Annotated in this window: 20 protein-coding genes; 13 read left to right on the top strand and 7 right to left on the bottom strand. The window is 64.3% G+C overall.

Features of this window, described 5'->3' with window-relative positions; all coding sequences use genetic code 11:
- The 5 genes from GJA_RS13450 to GJA_RS13430 form a co-directional block, all read right to left on the bottom strand.
- Positions 1–444 (bottom strand): DcrB-related protein, encoded by a 444-nt coding sequence (locus GJA_RS13450; RefSeq protein WP_038493064.1) that lies wholly within the window; start codon positions 442–444, stop codon positions 1–3.
- A 36-nt stretch (positions 445–480) separates the two neighbouring features.
- A complete protein-coding gene (locus tag GJA_RS13445; protein WP_081905398.1) occupies positions 481–2,496 on the bottom strand; it encodes a type VI secretion system Vgr family protein in 2,016 nt (671 codons plus the stop codon).
- A gap of 119 nt (positions 2,497–2,615) precedes the next feature.
- Positions 2,616–3,551, bottom strand: a complete 936-nt coding sequence (locus GJA_RS13440; protein ID WP_081905397.1) for an AraC family transcriptional regulator — start codon at positions 3,549–3,551, stop codon at positions 2,616–2,618.
- Positions 3,552–3,604: 53 nt separating this feature from the next.
- On the bottom strand, positions 3,605–4,615 hold the full coding sequence (locus tag GJA_RS13435) for a nitrilase-related carbon-nitrogen hydrolase (protein ID WP_051780820.1): 1,011 nt from the start codon (positions 4,613–4,615) through the stop codon (positions 3,605–3,607).
- A gap of 280 nt (positions 4,616–4,895) precedes the next feature.
- On the bottom strand, positions 4,896–5,882 hold the full coding sequence (locus GJA_RS13430; RefSeq protein ID WP_038493062.1) for an SDR family oxidoreductase: 987 nt from the start codon (positions 5,880–5,882) through the stop codon (positions 4,896–4,898).
- Between the two features lie 267 nt (positions 5,883–6,149).
- On the opposite strand from GJA_RS13430, the gene GJA_RS13425 reads away from it, so the two are divergent.
- Together GJA_RS13425 and GJA_RS13420 are read left to right on the top strand one after the other, a co-directional pair.
- Positions 6,150–6,752, top strand: a complete 603-nt coding sequence (locus GJA_RS13425) for a TetR/AcrR family transcriptional regulator (protein WP_051780818.1) — start codon at positions 6,150–6,152, stop codon at positions 6,750–6,752.
- 73 nt (positions 6,753–6,825) lie between these two features.
- Positions 6,826–8,472: a SulP family inorganic anion transporter gene (locus GJA_RS13420; RefSeq protein ID WP_038493060.1), complete on the top strand. Its 1,647-nt coding sequence runs from the start codon at positions 6,826–6,828 to the stop codon at positions 8,470–8,472.
- Between the two features lie 6 nt (positions 8,473–8,478).
- Here the strand turns inward: GJA_RS13420 and GJA_RS13415 are convergent, their stop codons facing one another.
- Complete coding sequence (locus tag GJA_RS13415; RefSeq protein WP_038499793.1) at positions 8,479–8,946, bottom strand: GNAT family N-acetyltransferase; 468 nt, start codon at positions 8,944–8,946, stop codon at positions 8,479–8,481.
- Between the two features lie 142 nt (positions 8,947–9,088).
- On the opposite strand from GJA_RS13415, the gene GJA_RS26190 reads away from it, so the two are divergent.
- The 11 genes from GJA_RS26190 to GJA_RS13360 all read left to right on the top strand — a co-directional run bounded on the left by GJA_RS26190 (position 9,089) and on the right by GJA_RS13360 (position 22,083).
- Complete coding sequence (locus tag GJA_RS26190) at positions 9,089–12,205, top strand: sensor histidine kinase (protein ID WP_081905396.1); 3,117 nt, start codon at positions 9,089–9,091, stop codon at positions 12,203–12,205.
- Between the two features lie 15 nt (positions 12,206–12,220).
- Positions 12,221–14,425: a two-component system response regulator gene (locus GJA_RS27990; protein WP_038493058.1), complete on the top strand. Its 2,205-nt coding sequence runs from the start codon at positions 12,221–12,223 to the stop codon at positions 14,423–14,425.
- A 21-nt stretch (positions 14,426–14,446) separates the two neighbouring features.
- On the top strand, positions 14,447–16,198 hold the full coding sequence (locus GJA_RS27985) for a DUF885 domain-containing protein (protein WP_038493056.1): 1,752 nt from the start codon (positions 14,447–14,449) through the stop codon (positions 16,196–16,198).
- A gap of 204 nt (positions 16,199–16,402) precedes the next feature.
- Positions 16,403–17,263, top strand: a complete 861-nt coding sequence (locus tag GJA_RS13395) for an urease accessory protein UreD (protein WP_038499789.1) — start codon at positions 16,403–16,405, stop codon at positions 17,261–17,263.
- Positions 17,264–17,274: 11 nt separating this feature from the next.
- Positions 17,275–17,577: an urease subunit gamma gene (ureA, locus tag GJA_RS13390; RefSeq protein ID WP_038493054.1), complete on the top strand. Its 303-nt coding sequence runs from the start codon at positions 17,275–17,277 to the stop codon at positions 17,575–17,577.
- A 25-nt stretch (positions 17,578–17,602) separates the two neighbouring features.
- Positions 17,603–17,932, top strand: a complete 330-nt coding sequence (locus tag GJA_RS13385; RefSeq protein WP_038493053.1) for an urease subunit beta — start codon at positions 17,603–17,605, stop codon at positions 17,930–17,932.
- Between the two features lies 1 nt (position 17,933).
- Entirely contained in the window at positions 17,934–19,634 is a 1,701-nt protein-coding gene (gene ureC, locus GJA_RS13380; protein ID WP_038493052.1) for an urease subunit alpha, read from the top strand.
- 11 nt (positions 19,635–19,645) lie between these two features.
- A complete protein-coding gene (gene ureE / locus GJA_RS13375) occupies positions 19,646–20,158 on the top strand; it encodes an urease accessory protein UreE (RefSeq protein ID WP_038499786.1) in 513 nt (170 codons plus the stop codon).
- A gap of 2 nt (positions 20,159–20,160) precedes the next feature.
- On the top strand, positions 20,161–20,841 hold the full coding sequence (locus GJA_RS13370; RefSeq protein WP_038493050.1) for an urease accessory protein UreF: 681 nt from the start codon (positions 20,161–20,163) through the stop codon (positions 20,839–20,841).
- A gap of 28 nt (positions 20,842–20,869) precedes the next feature.
- Positions 20,870–21,505 (top strand): urease accessory protein UreG, encoded by a 636-nt coding sequence (ureG, locus tag GJA_RS13365; RefSeq protein ID WP_038493048.1) that lies wholly within the window; start codon positions 20,870–20,872, stop codon positions 21,503–21,505.
- A gap of 14 nt (positions 21,506–21,519) precedes the next feature.
- Positions 21,520–22,083, top strand: a complete 564-nt coding sequence (locus GJA_RS13360) for a HupE/UreJ family protein (protein ID WP_081905395.1) — start codon at positions 21,520–21,522, stop codon at positions 22,081–22,083.
- 183 nt (positions 22,084–22,266) lie between these two features.
- Here the strand turns inward: GJA_RS13360 and GJA_RS13355 are convergent, their stop codons facing one another.
- The gene (locus GJA_RS13355; RefSeq protein ID WP_038493046.1) at positions 22,267–22,878 is read right to left on the bottom strand and encodes a 1-acyl-sn-glycerol-3-phosphate acyltransferase; all 612 of its coding nucleotides are present in this window, start codon (positions 22,876–22,878) and stop codon (positions 22,267–22,269) included.
- Between the last annotated feature and the right edge of the window lie 119 nt (positions 22,879–22,997).

Here is a 22,997-nt window from a genome sequence, read left to right as displayed (position 1 = left end):
TCAAGGCTGATCCAGACTGGCGGGTGACGCTCTGAAGCTGGCCAGCAATACTTCGGCATACGCTTGCTGTTGCGTCGTCAGCGGCGATGCACAACTCAGCGTGAACAACAATACGGCCACACCGCCGAGGCTGGCCACGGTCTGGCGCTGGTGGATGCTGCTGCCGTTTTGCCTGAAGGATGTCGACACTTGCAGGCCGGGAAGTTGCGCCGCGCCGAGATGGACTTCGCAACGGTCTTGCTGCTGGAAATGTTTGACTTGCGACGCCATGGTACGCAATTGCCGGGTCAGGAATGTGTCGAGATTTTCGCCTTCCTGCAACTGGTCGCGGGTCACTACCAGCGTCAGTCCGCCGGGCCCGTGGTTCAGTATCAGCAGGTTGATGCTGCGGTCCTGTGCGCCGTCCGGAACGGTGAAACTGCCTTCCTCGATGTGATAATCCATGCTGGCCTCGCTGGTGATGAAGTGGAGAAACAGGTGTTAGCTGGCGCCGAACTGGGCATCGACATCGGCGCTGATCGCGGCGCCGCCTTTCGGGCTGGCGGCGACCGCCGCCGCGCCGCCGTCCGGGTTCAGGTCGATGATCTTGCCATTCATTTGCACCGGGCCGTTGGCGCTGATATTGATGTTTTTGCCGGTGATGGCGACATTGCCGCTCTTGTCCATGTAAAACTTGGCCTGGCCGCAGGTGATTTCAAAACTGTCGCCGGCTTCGATCTTGTAATGCTGGCCGACCAAGGTATTCTTGTCGGTCCCGACCTGTTGCAAGGTGCCGGCCTTGACGGTTTCCACCAGCATGTTCTGGATGCGGCGCTGTTCGTCGTGGCCGACAAAATGGCTGCGGTCATGCGCCACGGCCAGCGTTTCATCGTGCTTGATGTTGGTATCCAGGTTGCGTTCCGCTTGCAGCCACACTTGTTCGGCGCCTTTTTTATCGTCGAAGCGCAGCGCGTTGGCGTTGTCGGGGCCGCCGCCCGGCGTCGAGCGCGACAGGATGCCGCTCTGGGTTTTGTTGGCGGGTAAGGTCCAGGCCGGCATATTGTCGGCATTGGGCACCGTGCCGGTGACCAGCGGCCGGTCGGGATTGCCGTCGAGAAATTGCACGATGACTTCGCTGCCGACGCGGGGGATCGACGTCATGCCGAAACCGGGACCCGACCAGGCGCTGGCCACGCGTACCCAGGCCGAGCTTTTATCGTCGTAGGCGCCGACCCGGTCCCAGTGGAACTGGATCCGTATCCGGCCGTATTCATCGGTATGGATGTCGTCGCCGGCGGCGCCGACCACCAGCGCCGTCTGCACGCCGTAGATTTTCGGTTCGCTGCTGTTGTAGCCGCGTCCGGGCCGCCACGGGATCGATTTGCGGATGCAGCGCATGTGGTTGCTGTAGTGCGATGGCGCGGCCTGGCCGGACTGGTAATTATTGCTGGCGTGATGGCGCACTTCGATGATCAGGAAGATCCTGGTTTGCGCTGCGCCGTCCACATCATCGAAGTGGCCGCTGAGTTCGAAGCAGCGGCCTGGCTGGGCGCTGCGGTCGTTGCCGGCGCCGTCAAAATGCTTGGCGCCGGCTTCGATTTCTTCCAGTCGCAAGCGGGTCTGCATATCGCCGTCGGCGCTGTCGCGAAAGCCGTAGGCGCCGCTGTACTCATGGACTTCCTGGCGCAGCACATTACCTTGCTGGTTGGTGCTGGGCAAGCCGACATGGCCGGGGCGCGGGTCCTTGAAGTCGAAACTCGACAGGGCCACGCTGGCCGGCACCAGCCGCCGTACCGGCGCCCACTCGGCCAGGCCGTCGTCTTCGCTGGCGCCGGCGGCGCCCTGGAACGGTATGTCGCCGCGCTCGCCATCGATGGCTGCGGCTTGCGTGCTATCGTCCGACAGCACCAGCGTGTGGCCGTCGGCCCGGTGTTCGTACCAGTACAGCCAGCCTTGCTGTTCCCAGCGCCGGTGCAGGTAGTTATAGTCGCTTTCGTGGTATTGGCAGGCGTCGGTCATCACCGCATCGGCGCCGGCGATGCGCAAGGCGCTGTCGCGCACCAGGTAGTCGGCGAAGATGTCGTCGGTTTGCGCGCGCAGGTTTTTGTTATGAAATAAATAGTTGTCCTGGCGCAGGCGCAGATAGGCCAGCCACGGCAGCAGCACCATGCTGTAATACACTAGGCCGCCATCGGCGCGCAGCCGGCGGAATTCGAATACATAACCGTTGAAGTAGCGCAGGCCGCGGTCTTCGCGCACCAGTTCGACGGTGACCATCTTGCCTTGCACATCCTTGAGGGCGATACCGGCGTCGTCGGAAATGATTTCCACCGTGAATTGAAAGTCGCGCGACAGGCTTTCCAGCGCATCGATGCGGTTGGCCAGCATCACCGCGTCCGGCCCGTCCTGGTGCGGAAAGTGCAGTCGCAGCAGGCGGTTGTTCTGGCGCTGCCAGGCCAGCGACGACAGCGTTGGGCCGCCTGCCGCGGCGGCGGATTTGTTGAATATCGTGCTCATGCTGGCATCCTCGCTAGTGCTGCCGATATTTTCGGAATAATATAAAAAAATATAATGAAAATAAGTCTAGCGAGTGCTTTTTATAAAAGCAATCTCAATCCGACACAATGTTGAGCACGTCATGCATGCTGCTTGAATAAATCATCGAGCAGGTCATGCGCCTGCTGGCCGCCGGGTCGTGGATGGCCGTCGCTATCAAGCTGTGCGACACGGCGTCGGTATTCTCCAGGCCCGACGCCGGTGCGGCGCTTGAACGCGCGGTTGAAAGACGCTTCCGACTGGTAGCCGACGACATCGGCGATCTGCCCGATCGATTGGCGGCTGCTTGCCAGCCATTGCTCGGCTTGCGCCATCCGCAGCCGCTGCAGTACCTGCGCCGGGCCCATGCCTGCGGCGAGCCGGAACAGGCGCATGAAAGTGGTCCTGGACAGGCTGCAGGCGCTGGCCATCTGGTCGATGCTGCAGGCGGCGCCGGGGGCGCTCAGCATGCGTTGCAGCGCTGGCGCCAGGCGTGGCTCCGCCAGCAGCGCGAACAGGCCGTCCAGGTGGGACGATTGCCGCAGCCAGCTTCGCAACAGCAAGGAAAACAGCGCCGACGCCAAATGAAAGATCACCGCTTCCGCTCCCGGCGCCGACTGGGCCGCTTCATCGTGGAGCAACAGGATCAGGCGGCCCAAGCCGGCCAGGTCGGACCGGCCCGCGGTGCGGATCAGCACCATGTGCGGCAGCGCCGCCATTAGCGCGGTGGCCGCCGAGGAGGCGCCATGAAATTGCCCGCATAAAATTTCCGTCCCGGCACCGGTGGCGTGGACCATGCCGGCCTGGAGGCTATGCGCATGACCTTGTGGAAACAAGATCACATCGCCGGCATGCAGCGTGACCGCATCGCCGCCGCTGATGTGCACGTTGACGCTGCCGGATACGATCAGGTGATACGGTGCGACGCCATGCGATTGCGCCAGGTGTTCCATGCGTGACGGCACACCCAGCACGCAACGGCTGTTGAGCGCCGTATGCACCGGGTGCAGCGACAGAAGCCGGCTTAACGCGTCCAATATGGCCCTGCGTCAGGCGGCTGGTTTTGGTACGGCAGCATCGATGTTTCTCCTCAAGACGCCGTGACTATACCGTTGCCGGCCGTATTTTGCTCATGCTGGACGGGCGCCGCGTCGCGCGGCGCCACCTGCAGCTGGGCAGGCGTGCGCTGGTGGATTGCCAGGCTGAGGATATCGGGACGCGAGTAGTGTCCGACCGAATCCATCATGCGTTTGCGGTTGACGATCTCGCCCAGGTCCAGGTCCGCCACCAGGATGCCTTCGCCGCTGGTCAGCGGCGGCACCAGGTGGCGTCCGTCGGGGCCGATGATCGCGGTCATGCAGCCGCCGCTCAGCACGACCTGCATGTCCGGATCGTCGGTGATGCCGGCGACTTGCTCAGGCGTCAGCCAGCCGGTGGCGTTGATCACGAAGCAAGCGCTTTCCAGCGCGTGATTACGCAACTGGATTTCCGTCTGCTCGGTAAATACCGGGCCGAATACGGAGCCAATATAAGTTGCGATATGGATTTGCTCGTGCTGCGCCATCAGTGCGAAGCGCGCCAGCGGATTATAGTGCTCCCAGCAAGTGAGCGCGCCCAGGCGGCCGACATCGCTGTCGACGACCTTGAGGCTGGCGCCGTCGCCCTGGCCCCAGATCATGCGTTCGTGGAACGCCGGCAGCGTCTTGCGATGCTTCATGATCAAGGCGCCATCGGCGTCGAACACCAGCTGGGTGTTGTACAGCGAACCGTGGTCGCGCTCGGTAACCCCGACCGAGATGACGATGCGGTGCGCGCGCGCCGCCGCTGCCAGCGCATCGGTCACCGGACCGCCGATGGTGACCGCGTTGTCATACAGCCGGTTATGTTCGGCCGCGATCTTTGCCGGCGGGTGCACCAGCGAAAAGTAGGGGTAGTAAGGAATAAACGTTTCCGGGAAAACTAGCAGCCGGCAGTCGCGTCCGGCGGCTTCCTTGACCGCCGCCAGCACACGCTCCAGCGTGCCCGTGGGGTTGCTCAGGTCCGGCGCGTATTGCACAGCGGCGACGCGGATGGTTTCTTTTACTGGGTGTTTTTGGTGCATCAGAGTTCCTTGGGAGCAAATGAAAAAGGGCCCGGCGCTGCTTGGCGGCAGGCTCCACAGCGACGGCTGGTGGCGAAACGCCTATCTCGCCGCGACGCATTCAACTGTAGTGGGAATGGCGCGTGCTGGCCATGTCGCGGCGATCCGTTCTATTGACCATTCGTCCCGATCGAAAGGGGCGCTTGTTGCGGCGGCCATGCAGCGGCCCGAAGCCACGCAGTTCAAGCCGCGCAGATCGATGCCCGCGGCCTGGCCATGGCGTGTTCCTTGTGCCAGCCCGCTATTCGCCGACGCTGCCGGTCACCGGCAAGACAATCCCGGTGATGTAGCTGGAACAGGCGGCCGACGCCAGGAACACATAGGCCGGCGATAATTCCTCCGGCTGGGCCGGGCGGCCCATGCTGGTGTCCTGGCCGAAGCCGGCGATCTGGTCCGGCGATTTGTCGGCCGGATTGAGCGGCGTCCATACCGGGCCGGGCGCGATCGCGTTGACCCGGATGCCTTGCTCGATCAGGCTGGACGCCAGCGACATCGTGAACGCGTGGATGGCGCCCTTGGTGGTTGAATAATCGAGCAGTTTTTTCGAGCCTTTCAAGCCGGTCACGGAACCGGTGTTGATGATGGCGGCGCCACGCCGCAAGTGCGGCAAGACTGCCTTGGCCATGTGGAAATAACCGTAGACATTGGTCTTCATCGTCAAATCAAAACGTTCCTCGGTCAATTCCATGAGCGATTCGGCATGCTCCTGGAACGCGGCGTTGTTGACCAGCACGTCGATACGCCCGAAGGTGGACATGACTTGGCGGGCCACGCCCTGGCAAAACGCGGGGTCGCGCACGTCGCCGCTGATCAGCAGGCAGCTCTGGCCCTCGGCCTCGACGTAGCGCTTGGTTTGGTTGGCGTCTTCATGTTCATTCAGGTAAATCACGGCCACGTCGGCGCCTTCGCGCGCGTACAGCACGGCCACCGCGCGGCCGATGCCGGAATCGCCGCCGGTGATGATCGCGGACAAGCCGGCCAACTTGCCGCTGCCGCAATAGTCGGGCGCCAGGAATTGCGGCTTCAGTTGCATGCGCGCTTCCGCGCCGGGATGGTCCAGCTGTTGCCGCGGCAATGGCGGCGCCGGGTAATCGCGCTTGCCGGTCTGCGCGGCGGGTTTGTCTTCCGTTGTCGGGGCGGTCGCGCGCCGGTCACGGCCATCTTGCCGCTTCTGCATCGAGCGCTGCAGGTTGCCGGCCGATTCGGCCTTGTTTTCAGAGTTGCTCATGTCAAGCTCCTTAAAACGCATTACAGACAGGTGTCGAGTATTGAGGTAGAGCGTGCGGCGGACGGTGCGGTTCCTCACAAATGCAAAAAATTGGCGTTCCGGGCTCGGCGGGGAGCGGCATCGGCTCGCTGGTGCAACGAAAAAACGGCGATGAGTGAACAACACATGTGAATAAAAAAGAACGATGACGTAAAAATTAATGCTTTCTTCATTTCCGTAGTATATATTACGCCCATAATGTTTATTGCCGGTCGTGAGGAGGTCCATATGAAAGTTAGCAGAGAACAAGCCGCGTTGAACCGTGAACGTATCGTCAATGTTGCCGCAAAGTTATTTCGCGAACATGGCTACGATGGCATCGGGGTGGCCGATTTGATGAAGAACGCCGGTTTGACGCATGGCGGCTTTTACGGCCATTTTGCGTCGAAAGAGGATTTGATGACCGAGGCGTGCCAACATGCGCTGAAACATTCGGTCGAGGGCTGGCGCAGCAAGGTGGAAAAAACGCCGCAACCGGAACAGGCGCTGGCCAATATTATCGACGGTTATCTGACGCCGGAGCACCGCGATAATCCGGGCTATGGCTGCCCCGTCGCGGCGCTGGGGCCGGATGTGGCGCGCCTCGGTTCATCGGCCCGGCCGGCATTTACCCACGCCACCCGCAAGCAATTCGAGATCATGGCCGACTTGATGCCGGATGGCTCGCCGGAACAGCGGCGCCAGCAGGCGATCCATACCTACGCGTCGATGGTGGGCGCGATGGTGCTGTCGCGCTCGGTCGACGACGATGACTTTTCGCGCGAAATCCTGAGCGCGGTGTCGCAGCAGCTGGAGCAGCTGCGGCACCGGCTACCCGAGCTGGAAGGTTAGCGCGACCGCCGCGCCCCTGTCCGCCAGCCCCGTCCCATGGTAGGCTGGCGGTTTTTGGATGGCGGGTGTCTACATGTTGCTTTGGTTAAGGAAATATCAGTCTTCCATGCTGGCCGGGGATATCACGGCCGGGATTGTGGTGGCGATGATGATGATTCCGCAGGGCATGGCGTACGCGCTGGTCGCCGGTTTGCCGCCGGTGGTCGGGATTTATGCCAGTATCTTGCCGCCGATCCTGTATTCGCTGTTCGGCAGCAGCATGACGCAATCGGTCGGGCCGATGGCGATCGTCGCGCTGATGACGGCCGCCGCGCTGGCGCCGCTGGCCGACCCCGGTTCCACCTTATATGTCGTGCTGGCCGCGCAACTGGCGCTGATCAGCGGCCTGGTGCTGCTGCTGTGCGGGATATTGCGGCTCGGTTTCATGGCCAGTTTCCTGTCGCGTCCGGTGATCAGCGGTTTCAGCAATGGCGCCGCGATCGTCATCGTAGTCGGCCAGATTCCCTCTTTATTGGGCGCCAGCCTGCCGCACTGGCATGGCCCGAGCGCGGCGCTGGGGCTGGCCAGCCTGTTGCTGTTGTGGCTGGCTAAACACTACCTGGGGCGCCTGCTGCGCCGTTGCGGCTGCAGCGCGGCGGCCGCCGACACCGGCGCCCGGCTGGCGCCGATGCTGCTGGTGCTGGGCAGCACCGTGCTGGTGGGCTGGCTCGACTTGTCGCACGCCGGCGTGGCCGTCACCGGCAATGTGCCGGCCGGCTTGCCGTCGCTGAACCTGGCCAGCTCCAGCCAGCACTGGCGCGCCTTGCTGTCGCCGGCGCTGCTGATCGCCTTCATCGTGTTCCTGATGAGCATGTCCGCGGCGCAAACCCTGGCGCAAAAGCGCGGCGAAAAGCTGCGCACCAACCATGAATTGCTGGGCCTGGGCGCGGCCAACGTGGCCAGCGCCTTGTCCGGCGGGTTTCCGGTCACGGGCAGCATTTCGCGCTCGGCGGTCAATTTTTCGGCCGGCGCCAACACCCCGCTGGCCAGCATCATCAGCGCCATCTTGCTGGCGCTGGCGCTGGTGGCGCCGACCGGCTGGCTGGCCATGCTGCCGCTGCCGGTGCTGGCCGCCACCATCGTTTTCGCGGTGTCCGGCCTGCTCGACTGGGATACCCTGAAGAAAGCCTGGCGCTACGACCGCAGCGATGCGCTGGCCTTGCTGGCCACCACGGCCGGCGTGCTGGTGCTGGGCGTCGAGGCGGGCGTGGTGATCGGCGTGCTGTTGTCGATGGGCACGCTGATCTGGCGCGCCAGCCGGCCGCATATCGCGGTGCTGGGGCGCATACCGGGCAGCGAACATTACCGCAACGTGGAGCGCTATCAGGCTGAAACCTGGCCGGAAATCCTGCTGCTGCGCATAGACGCGGGCCTGTTCTTCGGCAACGTCGACGCGGTCAATGACAAAGTGGAAGAAGAATTGCTGGCCCGTCCGGCCACGCGGCACCTGGTATTGGTGCTGTCGGCAGTGAATCAAATCGACAGTACCGCGCTGTTCGGCTTGCTGGAATTGAACCGCGCACTGTCCGGCCGCGGCATCCGGCTGCACCTGGCGGAAGTCAAGGGGCCGGTGATGGACCGCCTGAGGCAAAGCAAGCTGCTGCAAGAGTTGAGCGGCAAGGTGTATTTGAGCACCGCGCTGGCCAGCGCCGACTTGCATCCGGCGCTGACAACGGCCTGAAATGGCTCAGGCCAGTTGTTTTTCCATGTAGAGACAATTGAGCAAGATGCCGCTGGGATGGGCATATTGCTCGTCGCGTAAGGCAATATATCCGGCATGCAGGTAAAACGGTACCGCGTTCAATGCCGCGTACAGGTGCAGCCTGTCAAGCTGCTTTTCAGCCGCCAACTGCTCCAGCCCGCGCAGCAGCGCGCCGCCTATGCCCTGGCCGCCCTTGGCCGGATCGACGAAGACCGCATCGACTTCGGCGCCGGCGCTATCGAGCATGGCATAGCCGGCCAAGCCGGCGCCTTGCATGGCCAGCAGCGCGCCGCCGGCGGCGATCAGCGCCGCATACGAGGCCGGCGCCGGCGTCGCGCTCCAGGCGCTGATTTCATCGGCACGGTAATGCGTGGCGCAGCTGATGCGCACGGCATTGCTGCGCAAGGCCCACATGGCCGGAATATCTGACTGGCTGGCTGGTTTGAGTTGCATCATATTCTGGTGGCGATGGGGTTTAAATCATGCTCTGTGGCATGGACTTGCCTGCGTGATAACGTTATCATACTTTGATGTATAAAGTGCCAATCTTCGGGCTACTGTGAGGCGCTGCGAATCGATAGAAAACGGAGTCGACATGAATAGAGATGCAAGGGGCGTGGCGCCAGCGGCCTTGCGTCTGAAACCGTTGCGCTTGCGGCAGGGCGCGGCGGGTCGTATCCGCGCCTCGGTGCTGTGCCTGGCGACCGCCTGCGCCTGCCTGATGAGCGACGCTGCGCGGCCGGCCGCGGCGGTCCCGCCGCAAGCCAAGCGCATCCTGTTCCTGAACGCCTACGGTTATGGCCGCGCCGGCGTCGAAAGTTTTACCCGCACCTATGTCGCGGCGCTCAACGGGGCCGGCATCAGCAGCGAAAACATCAGCGTCGAATACCTGAACCTGAACCGCAACGATGGCGCCGAATTGCGCAGCAGCATACGCCGGCTGTTGCTTGAACGCTACAAAACCGCGCACACCGACCTGATCGTCGCGATGCAGCAGCCAGCCCTCGATTATTTGCTGGCCGAAGTGCCGGAACTGGCGCGCCGCACGCCGGTGCTGGCCATCAATACCATGGCCACGCCGCTGGTTGGCGCCCAGGGTGTGCAAGTGTGGCAGCAAAAAGCCAATGCCGATTTCGGCGGCACGCTGCGCGAAGCGATCGCCTTGTTTCCGCATACCAGGCGGGTGGTGGTCGCGGCCGGCGCATCCGACGCCGACCAGGTCTTCAAGCGCGCCATGCAGCAAGCGGCCGGACCGTGGGCGGCGCGGCTGGTGTTTGAATACCTGGATAACCTGGGCCTGGACCAGATGCGCCGGCGCGTCGCAAACTTGCCAGCCGATACCATCCTGATTTGCAGCAGCGTCAACCGCGACGTCGATGGCGCGCTGGCCACGCCGCTGCAATTCGTCGATGAACTGGCGGCGCTGTCCAATATGCCGGCGTTCGCCATTTACAACACCAGCGTCGGCCAGGGCGTGGTCGGCGGTTCGGTGCTGCATATCGAACGCGCCGCCGGACAGTTGGCGCAAACCTCGCTGGCCTTGCTGGACGGCAGTTTGAGCATGTCGGGCAATGCCGACTTGCCGCCAGCCGCGCATGTCAGCATGTACGACTGGCGCCAGCTGCTGCGCTGGAATGCCGATCTCGACCAGCTGCCGGCCGGCGCCGTGCTGATCAACCGCCCGCCGTCGCTGTGGCAGCAGCACCGCGGCGTGGTGCTGGCCGCGCTGGGCGTGTTTGCCGCGCTGATGGCGATGTTGCTGGCCTTGCTGCTGCAGCGCGGCCGGCTGAAACGGGCCCAGGCCGACAGCGCCGAAAGCGAGCAGCGCTTCCGCATCCTGGTCGAGCATGCGCCCGAGGCGATCCTGGTGTATGACCTGGACCTGGACCGTTTTGTCGACGTCAATACCAACGCCCAGCACATGCTGGGCATGAGCCGCGCCGCGCTGCTGGCCAGCGGGCCGATGGAGTTGTATGCGCCGCAGCAGCCCGAGGGGCCGCTGTCGGAGCAGGTGCTGAAGCACCATCTGGAGCGCGCCATGCGCGGCGAATCGCTGATGGTGGAATGGCAGGTGCGGCGCAAGGATGGCCGGGTATTCCCGTGCGAAGTGCGGCTGGTCAGATTGCCGGCGGCCGGCCGCAGGCTGGTGCGCGGCGGCATTATCGACATCACGCAACGCAAGAAAGGCGAGCAGGAGCTGCTGCAACACCGCAACCACCTGGAAGAACTGGTGCAGCAGCGTACCGCCGCGCTGTCGGTGGCGGTGACCGACGCCGAAGCGGCCAACCGCGCCAAGAGCGTATTCCTGGCCAATATGAGCCATGAATTGCGCACGCCGCTCAATTCGGTGATCGGGTTTTCGCAATTGATGGCCGATTCCAGCAGCATGCGCGACGAAGAAAAGAACAATCTGGCGATCATCAACCGCGCCGGCCATCATTTGCTGACCCTGATCAACGACATCCTCGAATTGTCGAAAATCGAAGCCGGGCGCATCGAGTTGCAGCCATCCAACGTCGATTTGACGGAATTGCTGGATGACGTGCTCGACATGATGCGCCTGCGCAGCAAGCAAGAGCAGGTGGCGCTGCGGCTCGACAGCAATATCGTGCCGCCGCTGGTGCGCATCGACGGCGCCAAGCTGCGCCAGGTGTTGCTGAACCTGATGTCGAACGCGGTCAAGTTCATCGAGCGCGGCAGCGTCACGCTATCGTTGCGGGTGACCGGCCTGGCGGGTGAGCGGCTGGCATTGGGGTTCGCCGTGCGCGACACCGGCAGCGGCATCGCGCCGCAAGACCTGGCGCGGATTTTCGAACCGTTCGTGCAAGCCGACAGCGCCGCGCAACAGGCCGGCACCGGCCTGGGCCTGACGATTTCGCGCGAATTCGTGCGCCTGATGGGCGGCCAGCTGGCGGTGCGATCGGTGCTGGGGCAGGGCTCCGAATTCAGCTTCACGGTGCCGGCCGAACGCTTGCCGATGCCGGGCGCGCCGCAGCAGCCGTCCGGCGCCGGACGCGTGACGGGCTTGCCGCCGGCGCAGCGCGGCCGTTGCATCCTGCTGGTGGACGACGACGGCGACGGCCGCAAGCTGCTGGCGGCGCTGCTGGAACCGCTGGGTTTTGTGGTCAGCCAGGCCGGCGACGGGGCACAGGCGCTGCGGCTGCTGGAAAACCAGGCGCGGCAGGCGCCGGACCTGCTGCTGGCCGACTGGCGCATGCCGCTGATGGATGGCCTGGAATTGACGCGCCAGGTGCGCCGCCTGCCGCGTATCGGCGGGCATCGGCCGCGCATCGTGATCATGACCGCGTCCGCCTTTGAAGATGAGCGGCAGGCGGCGCTGGCGGCCGGCGCCGACGATTTCCTGCGCAAGCCGGTGGAGCAGGAAAAGCTGTTCGCGGTGCTGGAGCGGCAACTCGGCCTGGTATTCCTGCGCGGCGGCGCCGCGCCATCCGCCAGCCGCGCGGCCGAGCCGCCGTTATTGGCCGGCGAGCTGGAAACGCTGCAGCCGCAGGCGCGGCGCGCGCTGCAGCAGGCGGTGCGCCAGCTCGACGTGCGCGGCGGCGCCGTGATCCTGGCCGGCATCGCGGCCAGCGAGCCGCTGCTGGCCGGGCGCATCGGCCTGATGATCGGCAACCACCAGTACCAGCAATTGTGGCAATTGCTCGACGATGCCAATACCCATGCGGCGCAATCCGTCACCAACCCAGGCTGAAAGAACTTCCATCACATGCATCGCGATTTGTCGGAACCCCACACCAAAGGCGAAATACTGATCGTCGAAGATAGCCCGGCGTCGCTCAAGCTGCTGAGCGACTTGCTCGGCGGCGCCGGTTATGCGGTGCGCCAGGCGCCGAATGGCGAACTGGCGTTATGGAGCGCGCAGGCGCACCCGCCCGAACTGATCCTGCTCGACGTGCGCATGCCCGGCATCGACGGTTTTGAAGTGTGCCGCCGCCTCAAGGAATCGGAGCAGTTGCGGCATGTGCCGGTGATTTTCCTGTCGGCCCAGCACGACACCGGCGACAAGCTGCGCGGTTTTGAACTGGGCGCGGTCGATTTCATCGCCAAGCCGTTCCAGGTCGAGGAAATCCTGGCGCGCGCCGACGCCCACGTGCGGCTGTGCCGCGCGCAGCGGCAACTGGCGGCCGAGCGCACCATGCTGGAGCAGCGCGTGGCGGAACGCACCGCCGAACTGGAGCAGGTGGCGCGCGACCTGGCGCAGGAAGCCGGCGCGCGGCGCGCCAATGAAGAATTGCTGCGCCTGTCGGCGCAAGTGTTCGAGGCGACCCAGGACGCCATCGTGATCACCACGCCGGACCGCGCCATCGTCGCGTCGAACCGCGCGTTCACCCGCATCACCGGCTACAGCGCGCAAGAAGCGCTGGGGCGCGACATCGCCACGCTGGCCGCCGAGAACGGCGACGACGTGCCGTTGTCGGCGATGGAGCAGGGCTTGCGCGCCGGCGGCCACTGGTACGGCGAAGTGCTGACCCGGCGCAAGAGCGGCGACATCTATCCCTGCCTGCTGAGCGTGTCGAAAGTGCTGGGACCGGATGGCGCGGTGATCAACTACATCACCGCATTCCTCGACATCAGCGAACGCAAGGCCGAGCAGCGCCTGATCGATTTCCTGTCGTACCACGATGCGCTGACCGGCTTGCCGAACCGGCTGCTGGCCAACGAACGTTTCGAACAGGCGCGCGCCGCCGCGCTGCGCGACGGCCGGCGGGTGGTGGTGATGTGCCTGGACCTGGACCGCTTCAAGAGCATCAACGATTCCTTCGGCCCGCCGGTGGCCGACAAGGCGCTGCGGGCGGTCGCCAAATTCATCGGTTCCTGCCTGCGCACCGGCGACACGGTGGCGCGCCAGGGCGGCGACGAATTCCAGGTCATCCTGCAAGACGATGCGCAAATGACGACCACGCTGGCGGTGGCGCAAAAAATCCTGCAAGGCTTGCGCGAGGAATTGAGCGTCGACGGCCACCGCATGGTGCTGACCACCAGCATCGGCATCGCCCAGTGCCCGAACGACGGCATGACGCTGGACGACTTGCTGCGCAAGGCCGACACCGCGCTGGTGCGGGCCAAGGAAACCGGGCGCGACAACTATGCCTTTTTCACCGAGCGGATGGATATCGACGTCCGCGCCAGGCTGGCGGTGCAGCAGCAGTTGCGCGGCGCCGTCGCGCGCGATGAATTCACGGTGCACTACCAGCCGCAAGTGTGCCTGCGCAGCGGCGCCATGCTGGGCGCGGAAGCGCTGCTGCGCTGGGACAGCCCGGTGCTGGGCAAGGTCTCGCCGGCCATGTTCATCCCGCTGGCCGAGGAGTACGGCTTGATCAATGCGATCGGCGAATGGGTGCTGGAAACCGTGTGCGGACAAATGCGCCGCTGGCACGACGACGGGCTGGGCCAGATCAAGGTCGCGGTCAACCTGTCGGGCAACCAGTTCGCCCAGGACCGCACGGTGCAATTCGTCGAAGCGACGCTGCGCGGCAACGGCATTCCGGCGTCCTGCCTGGGCATCGAAATCACCGAAAGCACCGTCATGGGCGACCCGGACAAGGCGGTGGCCGCGCTGAAGCGCCTGAAAGACATCGGCGTCAGCATTTCGCTGGACGATTTCGGCACCGGTTATTCCAGTCTCGGCTACCTGAAACGCTTCCCGATCGACGTGCTGAAGATCGATAAATCCTTCGTCGACGACGTGACCACCAGCACCAGCGACGCGGCGATCGCACTGTCGGTGATTTCGCTGGCGCACAACCTGAACATGCGGGTGATCGCCGAGGGCGTCGAAACGCGCGCCCAGGTGGCGTTCCTGGCCGAACACGGCTGCGACGAAATGCAGGGCTATTACTTCAGCCGCCCGCTGGAAGCCGTGGCCTTTACCGAATTGCTGCGCGAACAGAAAAACCTGTACGCTGTCTGATTTTTTACTTTGTCGAGAAACATGAAAAAGATCAGAGCGGCGCTGCTGGGCGCCGGCATGTTGTGGGTTTGTCATGCGCCGTCCTACGCCGCGGCCAGCGCCGACGGCAGCTTCAAGGAGATTTATACCCAGGAATGGCAATGGCGCAAAAGCCAGGACCTGGACCCGTATCGGCTGCAAGGGACCAGCCTGCCGCGGGTCGACGCGGCGGCCCAGCAGCAACGGCTGGCGTACTGGCGCGCCGTGCAGGCCCGTCTCGACGCGCTCGACAGCGGCAGCCTGTCGGCGCCGCAGCAGATCAACTATGCGGTGTACCGGGCGCAAATCCGCGACTTGATCGCGGCCCAGCAATTTCGCGAATATGAAAAGCCGCTGAACGCCGATTCCGCGTTCTGGACCGACCTGAGCTACCTGGCGCGCCAGAGCTTCCGGCAAGCGGCCGACTACCGCAACTACATCGCCCGCCTGAACGACGTGCCGCGCTACTTCCGGGAGCAGATCGTCAACATGCGGGCCGGCTTGCGGCGCGGTTTCACGCCGCCGCAAGTAACGCTGGCCGGGCGCGACGTGGCGCTCAGCGCGGTGGCCGATGCGGCCAGTCCGGAAGCGACCATCTTTTACCAGCCGTTCCAGCATCTGCCGGAAGGCATGCCGCCGGAGCAGCAGCGCCAGCTGCGCGAACAGGGCGCCGCGGCGATCCGCAATGCCGTGATGCCCGCGTATGGCGCGCTGCTGGCCTTCATGCGCGGCGAATACCTGCCGCATGCGGCGACCGCGCTGGCGGCCGAGAGCCTGCCCGACGGCAAGGCGTATTACCAGTCGAAGATCGTCGAATTCACCACCACCGATGTAAGCGCCGAATGGATACATCGTCTCGGCCTGAGCGAAATGGCGAACCTCCGGCTTGAAATGGACGCGGCGATCCGGCAAACCGGATTCAAGGGCGATTTCCCGGCCTTCCTGGCCTTCCTGCGCACCGATCCGCGGTTCTACGCCAGGACGCCGGAAGAATTGCTGATGCGCGCCGCCTTCATCGCCAAGAAATTCGACGCCAGGGCGGACCAGTATTTCGGCCACTTGCCGCGGCGCCGTTTCGGCATCGTGCCGGTGCCGCCCGAGCAGGCGCCGTTCTACACGTCGGGAAGGGGCGGGCCAGGCATCTACCTGGTCAATACCTACAACCTGGCGTCGCGGCCGCTGTACAGCCTGCCGGCCCTGACGCTGCACGAGTCGGCGCCGGGCCACGCATTCCAGATCCCGCTGGCGATGGAGCAGAAAGACCGGCCGGCGTTCCGCAACGCCTATATTTCGGCCTACGGCGAAGGCTGGGCGTTGTATGCGGAACGGCTGGGCGCCGAAATGGGCATCTACGCCGACGCTTACGAAACCTTCGGCATGCTCAGCTACCAGGCCTGGCGCGCGGCGCGGCTGGTGGTCGATACCGGCATCCACGCGCAAGGCTGGAGCCGGGAACAGGCGCAAGCCTATTTGCACGACAATACCGCGTTGTCGGCGCATGAAATCGAGACCGAAGTCGACCGCTACATTTCCTGGCCGGGGCAGGCGCTGTCGTATTACCTGGGCGAGCTGGCGATCATCAACGCGCGCCGCAAGGCCGAGCTGGTGCTGGGCGAGCGTTTCGATATCCGCGCCTTCCACGACACCGTGCTGGAACTGGGATCGGTGCCGCTGCCGGTGCTCGAAAAACGCATCGAGGCTTTTATCACCGAAGGCGGCAAGGGGCCTTATCCTGAAAGCGCTGTGGAGGATTAGCGGCGTGCCAGTCGTGCGCTGACTGGCGCTGTGCGGCTGGCGTCCATCAACGCCCTCTGGCGGTGATGTTGTGACTTTGCCGCACCAATATGGTGCCGCACGTCCAACTTGGTGCAAGATCGGTGCGTTTTGTGCGCGCCATCGTATTTGTGGCTGGCACGCAACGTGCTTTGGGTAACAGTCTCATCCACTCGATTGCCTTTCATGCCCGATAGTAGCGCCACCGAAGCACCCGCCGCGAGCGACAGCGCATGGCATGCGCGGCTGGCGCTCGGCTTCGAGGATGACGCCGGCGTGACGCGGCTGGTCGAGCGCAGCCACTGCGGCCCGCTGCGGGTGCAAAAGCCGCTGTATCCGGAAGGCGGCGCGGTATGCCACGCGATCGTGGTGCATCCGCCCGGCGGCGTGGTCGGCGGCGACCAGCTGGCGGTCAGCGCCCGCGTCGGCCGCGCGGCGCACGCTTTCCTGACGTCTCCCGGCGCCGCCAAGTGGTACAAGGCGAACGGCAAGATCTCGCGCCAGCGCATCGACTTGTCGGCCGGCGACGGCGCCAGCATCGAGTGGATGCCGCAAGAGAGCATTTTCTTCGACCAGGCCCACGTGGCCCTGGAACAAACCATCACGCTGGCGCCCGACGCCACCTATATCGGCTGCGAGATTTTATGCCTGGGCCGCAGCGCCTCGGGCGAATCGTTCAACAGCGGCGCCATCACGCAACGCACGCAAATCCGCCGCGGCGGCAAATTGATCTGGTGGGAGCAGGGCGCGCTGGCCGGCGGCGGCGCGCTGTTGCGCAGCCCGCTGGGCCTGCATGGCCATAGCGTCTGCGCGACGCTGATCGCGGTCGGCCAGCAGGCCCCGGCGGCGCTGCTGGCCGCCGTGCGCGCGATCGCGGTGCCGCCCGGCAGCAGCTTCGGCGCCAGCCAGGTCAAGGGCTTGCTGGTGCTGCGCTACCTCGGCGATGACAGCGAACAGGCGCGCCGGGTGATGCTGGCCGCGTGGCAGTTGCTGCGTCCCTTTTTGCTCGACCGCGCGGCCGTGGTGCCGCGCATCTGGAACACTTGACAGGATAAACCATGGATTTGACGCCAAGAGAAAAAGACAAGCTGCTGATCTTTACCGCCGGCCTGCTGGCCGAGCGCCGCCTGGCGCGCGGCTTGAAGCTGAACTATCCGGAAGCGGTGGCGCTGATCAGCGCTGCCATCATGGAAGGCGCGCGCGACGGCAAGTCGGTGGCCCAGCTGATGTCGGACGGCGCCAGTATCCTCAGCCGCGCCGACGTGATGGACGGCATCGCCGAAATGATCCCGGACATCCAGATCGAAGCCACTTTCCCCGACGGCACCAAGCTGGTCACCGTGCATAACCCGATACCCTGAATACCCGTTCCAAAAGGAGAGCAGCATGACCCCCGGTGAATATATCCTGGAAGAAGGCGAAATCAGCCTGAACGTGGACCGCAGCACGGCCACTGTGGTGGTCGCCAACCGCGGCGACCGGCCGATACAGGTCGGTTCGCATTTCCACTTTTTCGAAGTCAATCCGGCGCTGTCGTTCGAGCGCTGGCGCGCTTACGGCATGCGCCTCAATATCACGGCCGGCACCGCGGTGCGCTTCGAGCCGGGCCAGCAGCGCACCGTCGAACTGGTGGCGCTGGCGGGCGAGCGCAAGGTGTTCGGTTTTAACGGCGAGGTGATGGGCGCCTTGAAGGACCAACCTGCACGGAAGGATTGATATGGCGAGTATCCCGCGCAGCGCGTATGCCGAAATGTTCGGCCCTACCAAGGGCGACCGGATCCGGCTGGCCGACACCGAATTGTTCATCGAGATCGAACACGATTACGCGGTCTACGGCGAAGAGGTGAAATTCGGCGGCGGCAAGGTGATCCGCGACGGCATGGGCCAGTCCCAGCGCAACGCGGCCGACGTGATGGACACGGTGATCACCAATGCGGTGATCCTCGACCACTGGGGCATCGTCAAGGCCGACATCGGCCTGAAGAACGGCCGCATCGCCGGCATCGGCAAGGCCGGCAACCCGGACATCCAGCCGAACGTCACGCTGGTCATCGGCGGCGCCACCGAAATCATCGCCGGCGAAGGCATGATCGTCACCGCCGGCGGAGTCGACACCCACATCCATTTCATTTGCCCGCAGCAGATCGAGGAAGCGCTGATGAGCGGCGTCACCACCATGATAGGCGGCGGCACCGGGCCGGCGGTCGGCACCGCCGCCACCACCTGCACCCCGGGACCGTGGCATCTGCACTCGATGCTGGGCGCGGCCGACGCGTTCCCGATGAACCTGGGCTTTCTCGGCAAGGGCAATGTCAGCCTGCCGGCGCCGCTGGAAGAGCAGATCCAGGCCGGCGCCATCGGCCTGAAACTGCATGAGGACTGGGGCAGCACCCCGGCCGCGATCGACAACTGCCTGTCGGTGGCCGACCGGATGGATATCCAGGTCGCGCTGCACAGCGACACGCTGAACGAGGGCGGCTTCCTGGAGCACACGCTGGCCGCGTTCAAGGACCGCACCATCCACACCTTCCATACCGAGGGCGCCGGCGGCGGCCATGCGCCGGACATCATCGCCGCCGTCGGCCAGGGCAATGTGCTGCCGTCGTCGACCAATCCGACCCGCCCGTTCACCGTCAATACGCTGGACGAGCACCTCGACATGCTGATGGTGTGCCACCACCTCGACCCGGCGATCATCGAGGACGTGGCGTTCGCCGAATCGCGGATCCGCCGCGAAACCATTGCCGCCGAGGACATCCTGCACGATATCGGCGCCATTTCGATGATGTCGTCGGACTCCCAGGCGATGGGGCGGGTCGGCGAGGTCATCATGCGCACCTGGCAAACCGCGCACAAGATGAAGGTGCAGCGCGGCGCGCTGGCGCCGGACAGCGGCCGCAACGACAATTTCCGCGCCAAGCGCTATATCGCCAAATACACCATCAACCCGGCCATCACGCACGGCATCTCGCACGTGGTCGGCTCGCTGGAAGTGGGCAAGATCGCCGATATCGTGCTGTGGAAACCGGCCTTCTTCGGTGTCAAGCCGTCGATGATACTGAAGGGCGGGATGATCGCGGCGGCCCAGATGGGCGACCCGAACGGCTCGATTCCGACGCCGCAGCCGGTGCATTACCGGATGATGTTCGGCGCCTTCGGCGGCGGCCTGAAAAAATCGTTTACCTTTGTGTCGCAGGCCGCCTATGACGCCGATATCGGCCATCAGCTGAAGCTGAACAAGTCGCTGATCGCGGTCAAGGGGATGCGTCATGTGCGCAAGAGCGATATGATCCATAACGGCGCCACGCCGCACATGGAAGTCGACGCTGAAACCTATGAAGTGCGCGCCGATGGCCAGTTGCTGGTGTGCGAAGCCGCCACCGTGCTGCCGATGGCGCAGCGTTATTTTCTATTTTAAGAGGGATGTCGATGTTAACTTTGCATACCAAGCTGGCCCAGGCCGACCGCATCGACGGCCAGCTGGTGCTGCCGTATGAATTGCGTGAAAAATGCCGGCTGCGCGCCACCATGGACAGCGGCGAGGAAGTGGCGGTGTTCACGGTGCGCGGCACGGTGCTGCGCGACGGCGACTTGCTGACCGGCGAAGACCGCCGCGTGGTAAAAATTATTGCCGCGAAAGAGCCGACTTACCTGATCCGCTGCGCCGATGCGCACACCTTGCTGCGCTGCGCTTTCCACCTCGGCAACCGGCATACGCAAGCCCATGTCGGCGACGGCTTCCTGCGCATCCGGCGCGACCCGGTATTGAAGGAAATGCTGGAAGGCTTGCACGCCACCGTGCTGGAAGAAGACGCGGCGTTCGAGCCGGAAGCGGGCGCCTACGGCGGCGGCCATGGTCATGCGCACGACGGCGACAGCCACCATCCGCTGGCGCCGATCCCGCTGCGCCAGAAAATCCACCGTCCGCACGATCCGCAGTGAGCATGCAAGCCGGCGCGCTGCTGCATTTGCTGCAATTTGCCAGTCCGGCGTTGCCGATCGGCGCCTACAGTTATTCGCAGGGACTGGAAGCGGCGCTGGAACGCGGCATCGTCAAGGACGCCGGCACGGCGCGGGCCTGGATCGCCGACCATTTACAACAGGTGGTGGCACGCTGGGAAGCGCCGCTGTGCTGGCGTTTGATGCGGGCGTTCCAGGCGCGCGACCTGGCGGCCGTGCTGGAGTGGAGCGAGCGCTTTATCGCATCGCGCGACAGCGCCGAATTCCGCGCCGAGACGATACAGATGGGGTATTCTTTAAGCAAGCTGCTGGCCGAACTGGGCGTCGCCGACGGCGAGTTGATCGACATGCTGCAAGGCCAGCCGGAAGTGGCGCTGCCGACCGCGTTCGCCTGCGCGGTGGCGGCGCTGGAGATTCCGCACGACGCGGCCTTGCTGGCGATGCTGTTCGCGTGGACTGAAAACCAGGTGCTGGTGTGCGTCAAATCGGTGCCGCTGGGGCAGGTCGCCGGTCAACGCCTGCTGCTGTCGCTGCGCGCCGATATCGAACAGGCGGCGCAGCTGGCGCAAACGCTGTCCGACGACGAGATGAGCAACTGGTCGCCCGGCTTGTCGCTGCTGTCGATGCAGCATGAGGTTCAATACAGCCGGCTGTACCGCTCCTGACAATTTTTAAAAAAGAGAGACAACATATATGAATAGCGTGACATCGAATCCCCTGCGCGTCGGCATCGGCGGTCCGGTCGGTTCCGGCAAGACCGCCTTGTGCGAAATGCTGTGCAAAGGCATGCGCGAACGGTATGACATGGCGGTCATCACCAACGATATCTACACCAAGGAAGACATGGAAATCCTGCTGCGCGCCGACGCCTTGCCGGCCGAGCGGCTGATGGGCGTCGAAACCGGCGGCTGTCCGCACACGGCGATCCGCGAAGACGCGTCGATCAACCTGGAAGCGATCTCGCGCATGCAAGCCGATTTCCCGCACCTGGACTTGATCCTGGTCGAATCCGGCGGCGACAACCTGGCCGCCACGTTCAGCCCGGAATTGTCGGACCTGACGATTTACGTGATCGACGTGGCCGGCGGAGAAAAGATCCCGCGCAAGGGCGGGCCGGGCATCACCCGTTCCGATTTGCTGATCATCAACAAGACCGACCTGGCGCCGTATGTCGGCGCCAACCTCGACATCATGGCCCAGGACGCCAAGCGCATGCGCGGCGAGCGGCCATTCGTGTTCACCAATCTGCGCAGCGGCGACGGCGTGCGGTTCGTCATCGATTTCATCCGCGAGCAAGGCTTGCTCGACCAGAAAAACCAATTTTTTTAAACCAGGAGCGACAGTTGAAACAGATTACCTTGCCGCGCGCGGCCATCGCCGGCGTACTTGCCTTGAGCGCCTTGCCGGCTTCGGCCCATCCGCTGACGAACGCCGTGTCGGTGACTTTCAGCGCCGGCTTCATGCATCCGTTTACCGGCCTCGATCATTTGCTGGCGATGCTGGGCGTCGGCATGTGGAGCACGCAACAGGGCAAGAGCGCCGCGCTGCCGCTGGCGTTTCTGGTGATGATGCTGGTCGGCGCCGTCACCGGCGTGGCGGGCTTGACGATACCGGGCCTGGAAATGGGCATCGCCGCATCGGTCGCGCTGACCGGCGTGGTGATCGCGCTGGCGACCCGCTTGCCGGGCTGGGCCAGCATGACGATGGTGTGCGCCTTCGCCTTGTTGCACGGCAATGCCCATGGTCATGAATTGCCGCACTTCCAATCGGCGGCGGGTTTCATGGTCGCCAGCACCTTGCTGCTGGTGAGCGGACGCCTGATCGGCCTCGTCACGGCCGAGCGCGTGGTGCGCGCGGCCGGCGCGGCGATTGCCGCCACCGGCGTGGTGTTGATGGGCCTGAACTAACAGTTTGACTTAGAGCCTATCCCAGTAGTGAGCGTCTTCTGCTGGCAGCGCATCGGGAGCGCGGACCAGGCGTGAGGAGGAAGCGTGGCGGGCCACGCGACGACGATCAACGCAGTCCCCGCTACTGAGGGGCGCCAGAAGAGGGCGTATTCATCTACTGGGATAGGCTCTTAAGCGTTCAGCCTAGCTGTTCGGCCGCTTGTCGGACAGGATGATGGGCGCTGCATTTTCAGGATGCAAGCCCTGATGTCCGGCGCAGGCGGCGCGGATCGCCGCCATGTCGACCTCCTTGTCGCCGCTCAGGTGGACGTGGTCGACCACGCCGAGGATCTTGTTCGGATAATCCATGTAGACGATCAGCAGCGGCACCTTGGCTTCCAGCGCCAGGTGATAAAAGCCGCTGCGCCAGTTCGGCCGGTAGCTGCGCGTGGCTTCCGGCGTGATCGCCAGCCAATACCAGTCGGCCGCCAGCATGCGTTGCGCCTGGCGCTGGGTGGTGCCGGACGTGGTGCTGCGGTCGACCGGTTCGCCGCCCAGCGAACGCAGCCATTTGCCGAGCGGGCCGCGGAACAAGGAGTCCTTGGCCAGCCAGCGGAACGGCAAGTCGAGCGCCCATTTGCCCAGCAGGCCGACGATGAAATCCCAGTTCGACGTATGCGGGTAGACCACCGCGATGCCGCGCGGGCCCGGCAGCGGCCGGAAGCGCATGCGCCAGCCGAACAGGTTCAGCAGGCGCAGTGATGCGCGCTGGCGCCAGGTCGGCAAGTCGTGCGGCCGCAGGTAAAAATCGTCCATGTCAATTCCAGTGTGTTTTTATCGTTTTAGTTTTATTATTGCGGACAAAATCCGCGCCCGCATTCTACGTGGCCCGCGCCTTCAGGACAAGCGACGCAGGCACGCCACGCAGACAGCAT

Origin of the sequence: Janthinobacterium agaricidamnosum NBRC 102515 = DSM 9628 (assembly GCF_000723165.1) — a bacterium.
In the GTDB taxonomy this organism is placed as follows: domain Bacteria; phylum Pseudomonadota; class Gammaproteobacteria; order Burkholderiales; family Burkholderiaceae_D; genus Janthinobacterium; species Janthinobacterium agaricidamnosum.
This window is presented reverse-complemented; position numbering and strand designations above follow the sequence as displayed.

Bases quoted from the DNA above. Each gene is read 5' to 3' on its own strand.
- GJA_RS13450 (WP_038493064.1), bottom strand. From the start codon at position 444: ATGGATTATCACATCGAGGAAGGCAGTTTCACCGTTCCGGACGGCGCA.
- GJA_RS13445 (WP_081905398.1), bottom strand. From the start codon at position 2,496: ATGAGCACGATATTCAACAAATCCGCCGCCGCGGCAGGCGGCCCAACG.
- GJA_RS13435 (WP_051780820.1), bottom strand. From the start codon at position 4,615: ATGCACCAAAAACACCCAGTAAAAGAAACCATCCGCGTCGCCGCTGTG.
- GJA_RS13430 (WP_038493062.1), bottom strand. From the start codon at position 5,882: ATGAGCAACTCTGAAAACAAGGCCGAATCGGCCGGCAACCTGCAGCGC.
- GJA_RS13425 (WP_051780818.1), top strand. From the start codon at position 6,150: ATGAAAGTTAGCAGAGAACAAGCCGCGTTGAACCGTGAACGTATCGTC.
- GJA_RS13420 (WP_038493060.1), top strand. From the start codon at position 6,826: ATGTTGCTTTGGTTAAGGAAATATCAGTCTTCCATGCTGGCCGGGGAT.
- GJA_RS13415 (WP_038499793.1), bottom strand. From the start codon at position 8,946: ATGCAACTCAAACCAGCCAGCCAGTCAGATATTCCGGCCATGTGGGCC.
- GJA_RS26190 (WP_081905396.1), top strand. From the start codon at position 9,089: ATGAATAGAGATGCAAGGGGCGTGGCGCCAGCGGCCTTGCGTCTGAAA.
- GJA_RS27990 (WP_038493058.1), top strand. From the start codon at position 12,221: ATGCATCGCGATTTGTCGGAACCCCACACCAAAGGCGAAATACTGATC.
- GJA_RS27985 (WP_038493056.1), top strand. From the start codon at position 14,447: ATGAAAAAGATCAGAGCGGCGCTGCTGGGCGCCGGCATGTTGTGGGTT.
- GJA_RS13395 (WP_038499789.1), top strand. From the start codon at position 16,403: ATGCCCGATAGTAGCGCCACCGAAGCACCCGCCGCGAGCGACAGCGCA.
- ureA (WP_038493054.1), top strand. From the start codon at position 17,275: ATGGATTTGACGCCAAGAGAAAAAGACAAGCTGCTGATCTTTACCGCC.
- GJA_RS13385 (WP_038493053.1), top strand. From the start codon at position 17,603: ATGACCCCCGGTGAATATATCCTGGAAGAAGGCGAAATCAGCCTGAAC.
- ureC (WP_038493052.1), top strand. From the start codon at position 17,934: ATGGCGAGTATCCCGCGCAGCGCGTATGCCGAAATGTTCGGCCCTACC.
- ureE (WP_038499786.1), top strand. From the start codon at position 19,646: ATGTTAACTTTGCATACCAAGCTGGCCCAGGCCGACCGCATCGACGGC.
- GJA_RS13370 (WP_038493050.1), top strand. From the start codon at position 20,161: ATGCAAGCCGGCGCGCTGCTGCATTTGCTGCAATTTGCCAGTCCGGCG.
- ureG (WP_038493048.1), top strand. From the start codon at position 20,870: ATGAATAGCGTGACATCGAATCCCCTGCGCGTCGGCATCGGCGGTCCG.
- GJA_RS13355 (WP_038493046.1), bottom strand. From the start codon at position 22,878: ATGGACGATTTTTACCTGCGGCCGCACGACTTGCCGACCTGGCGCCAG.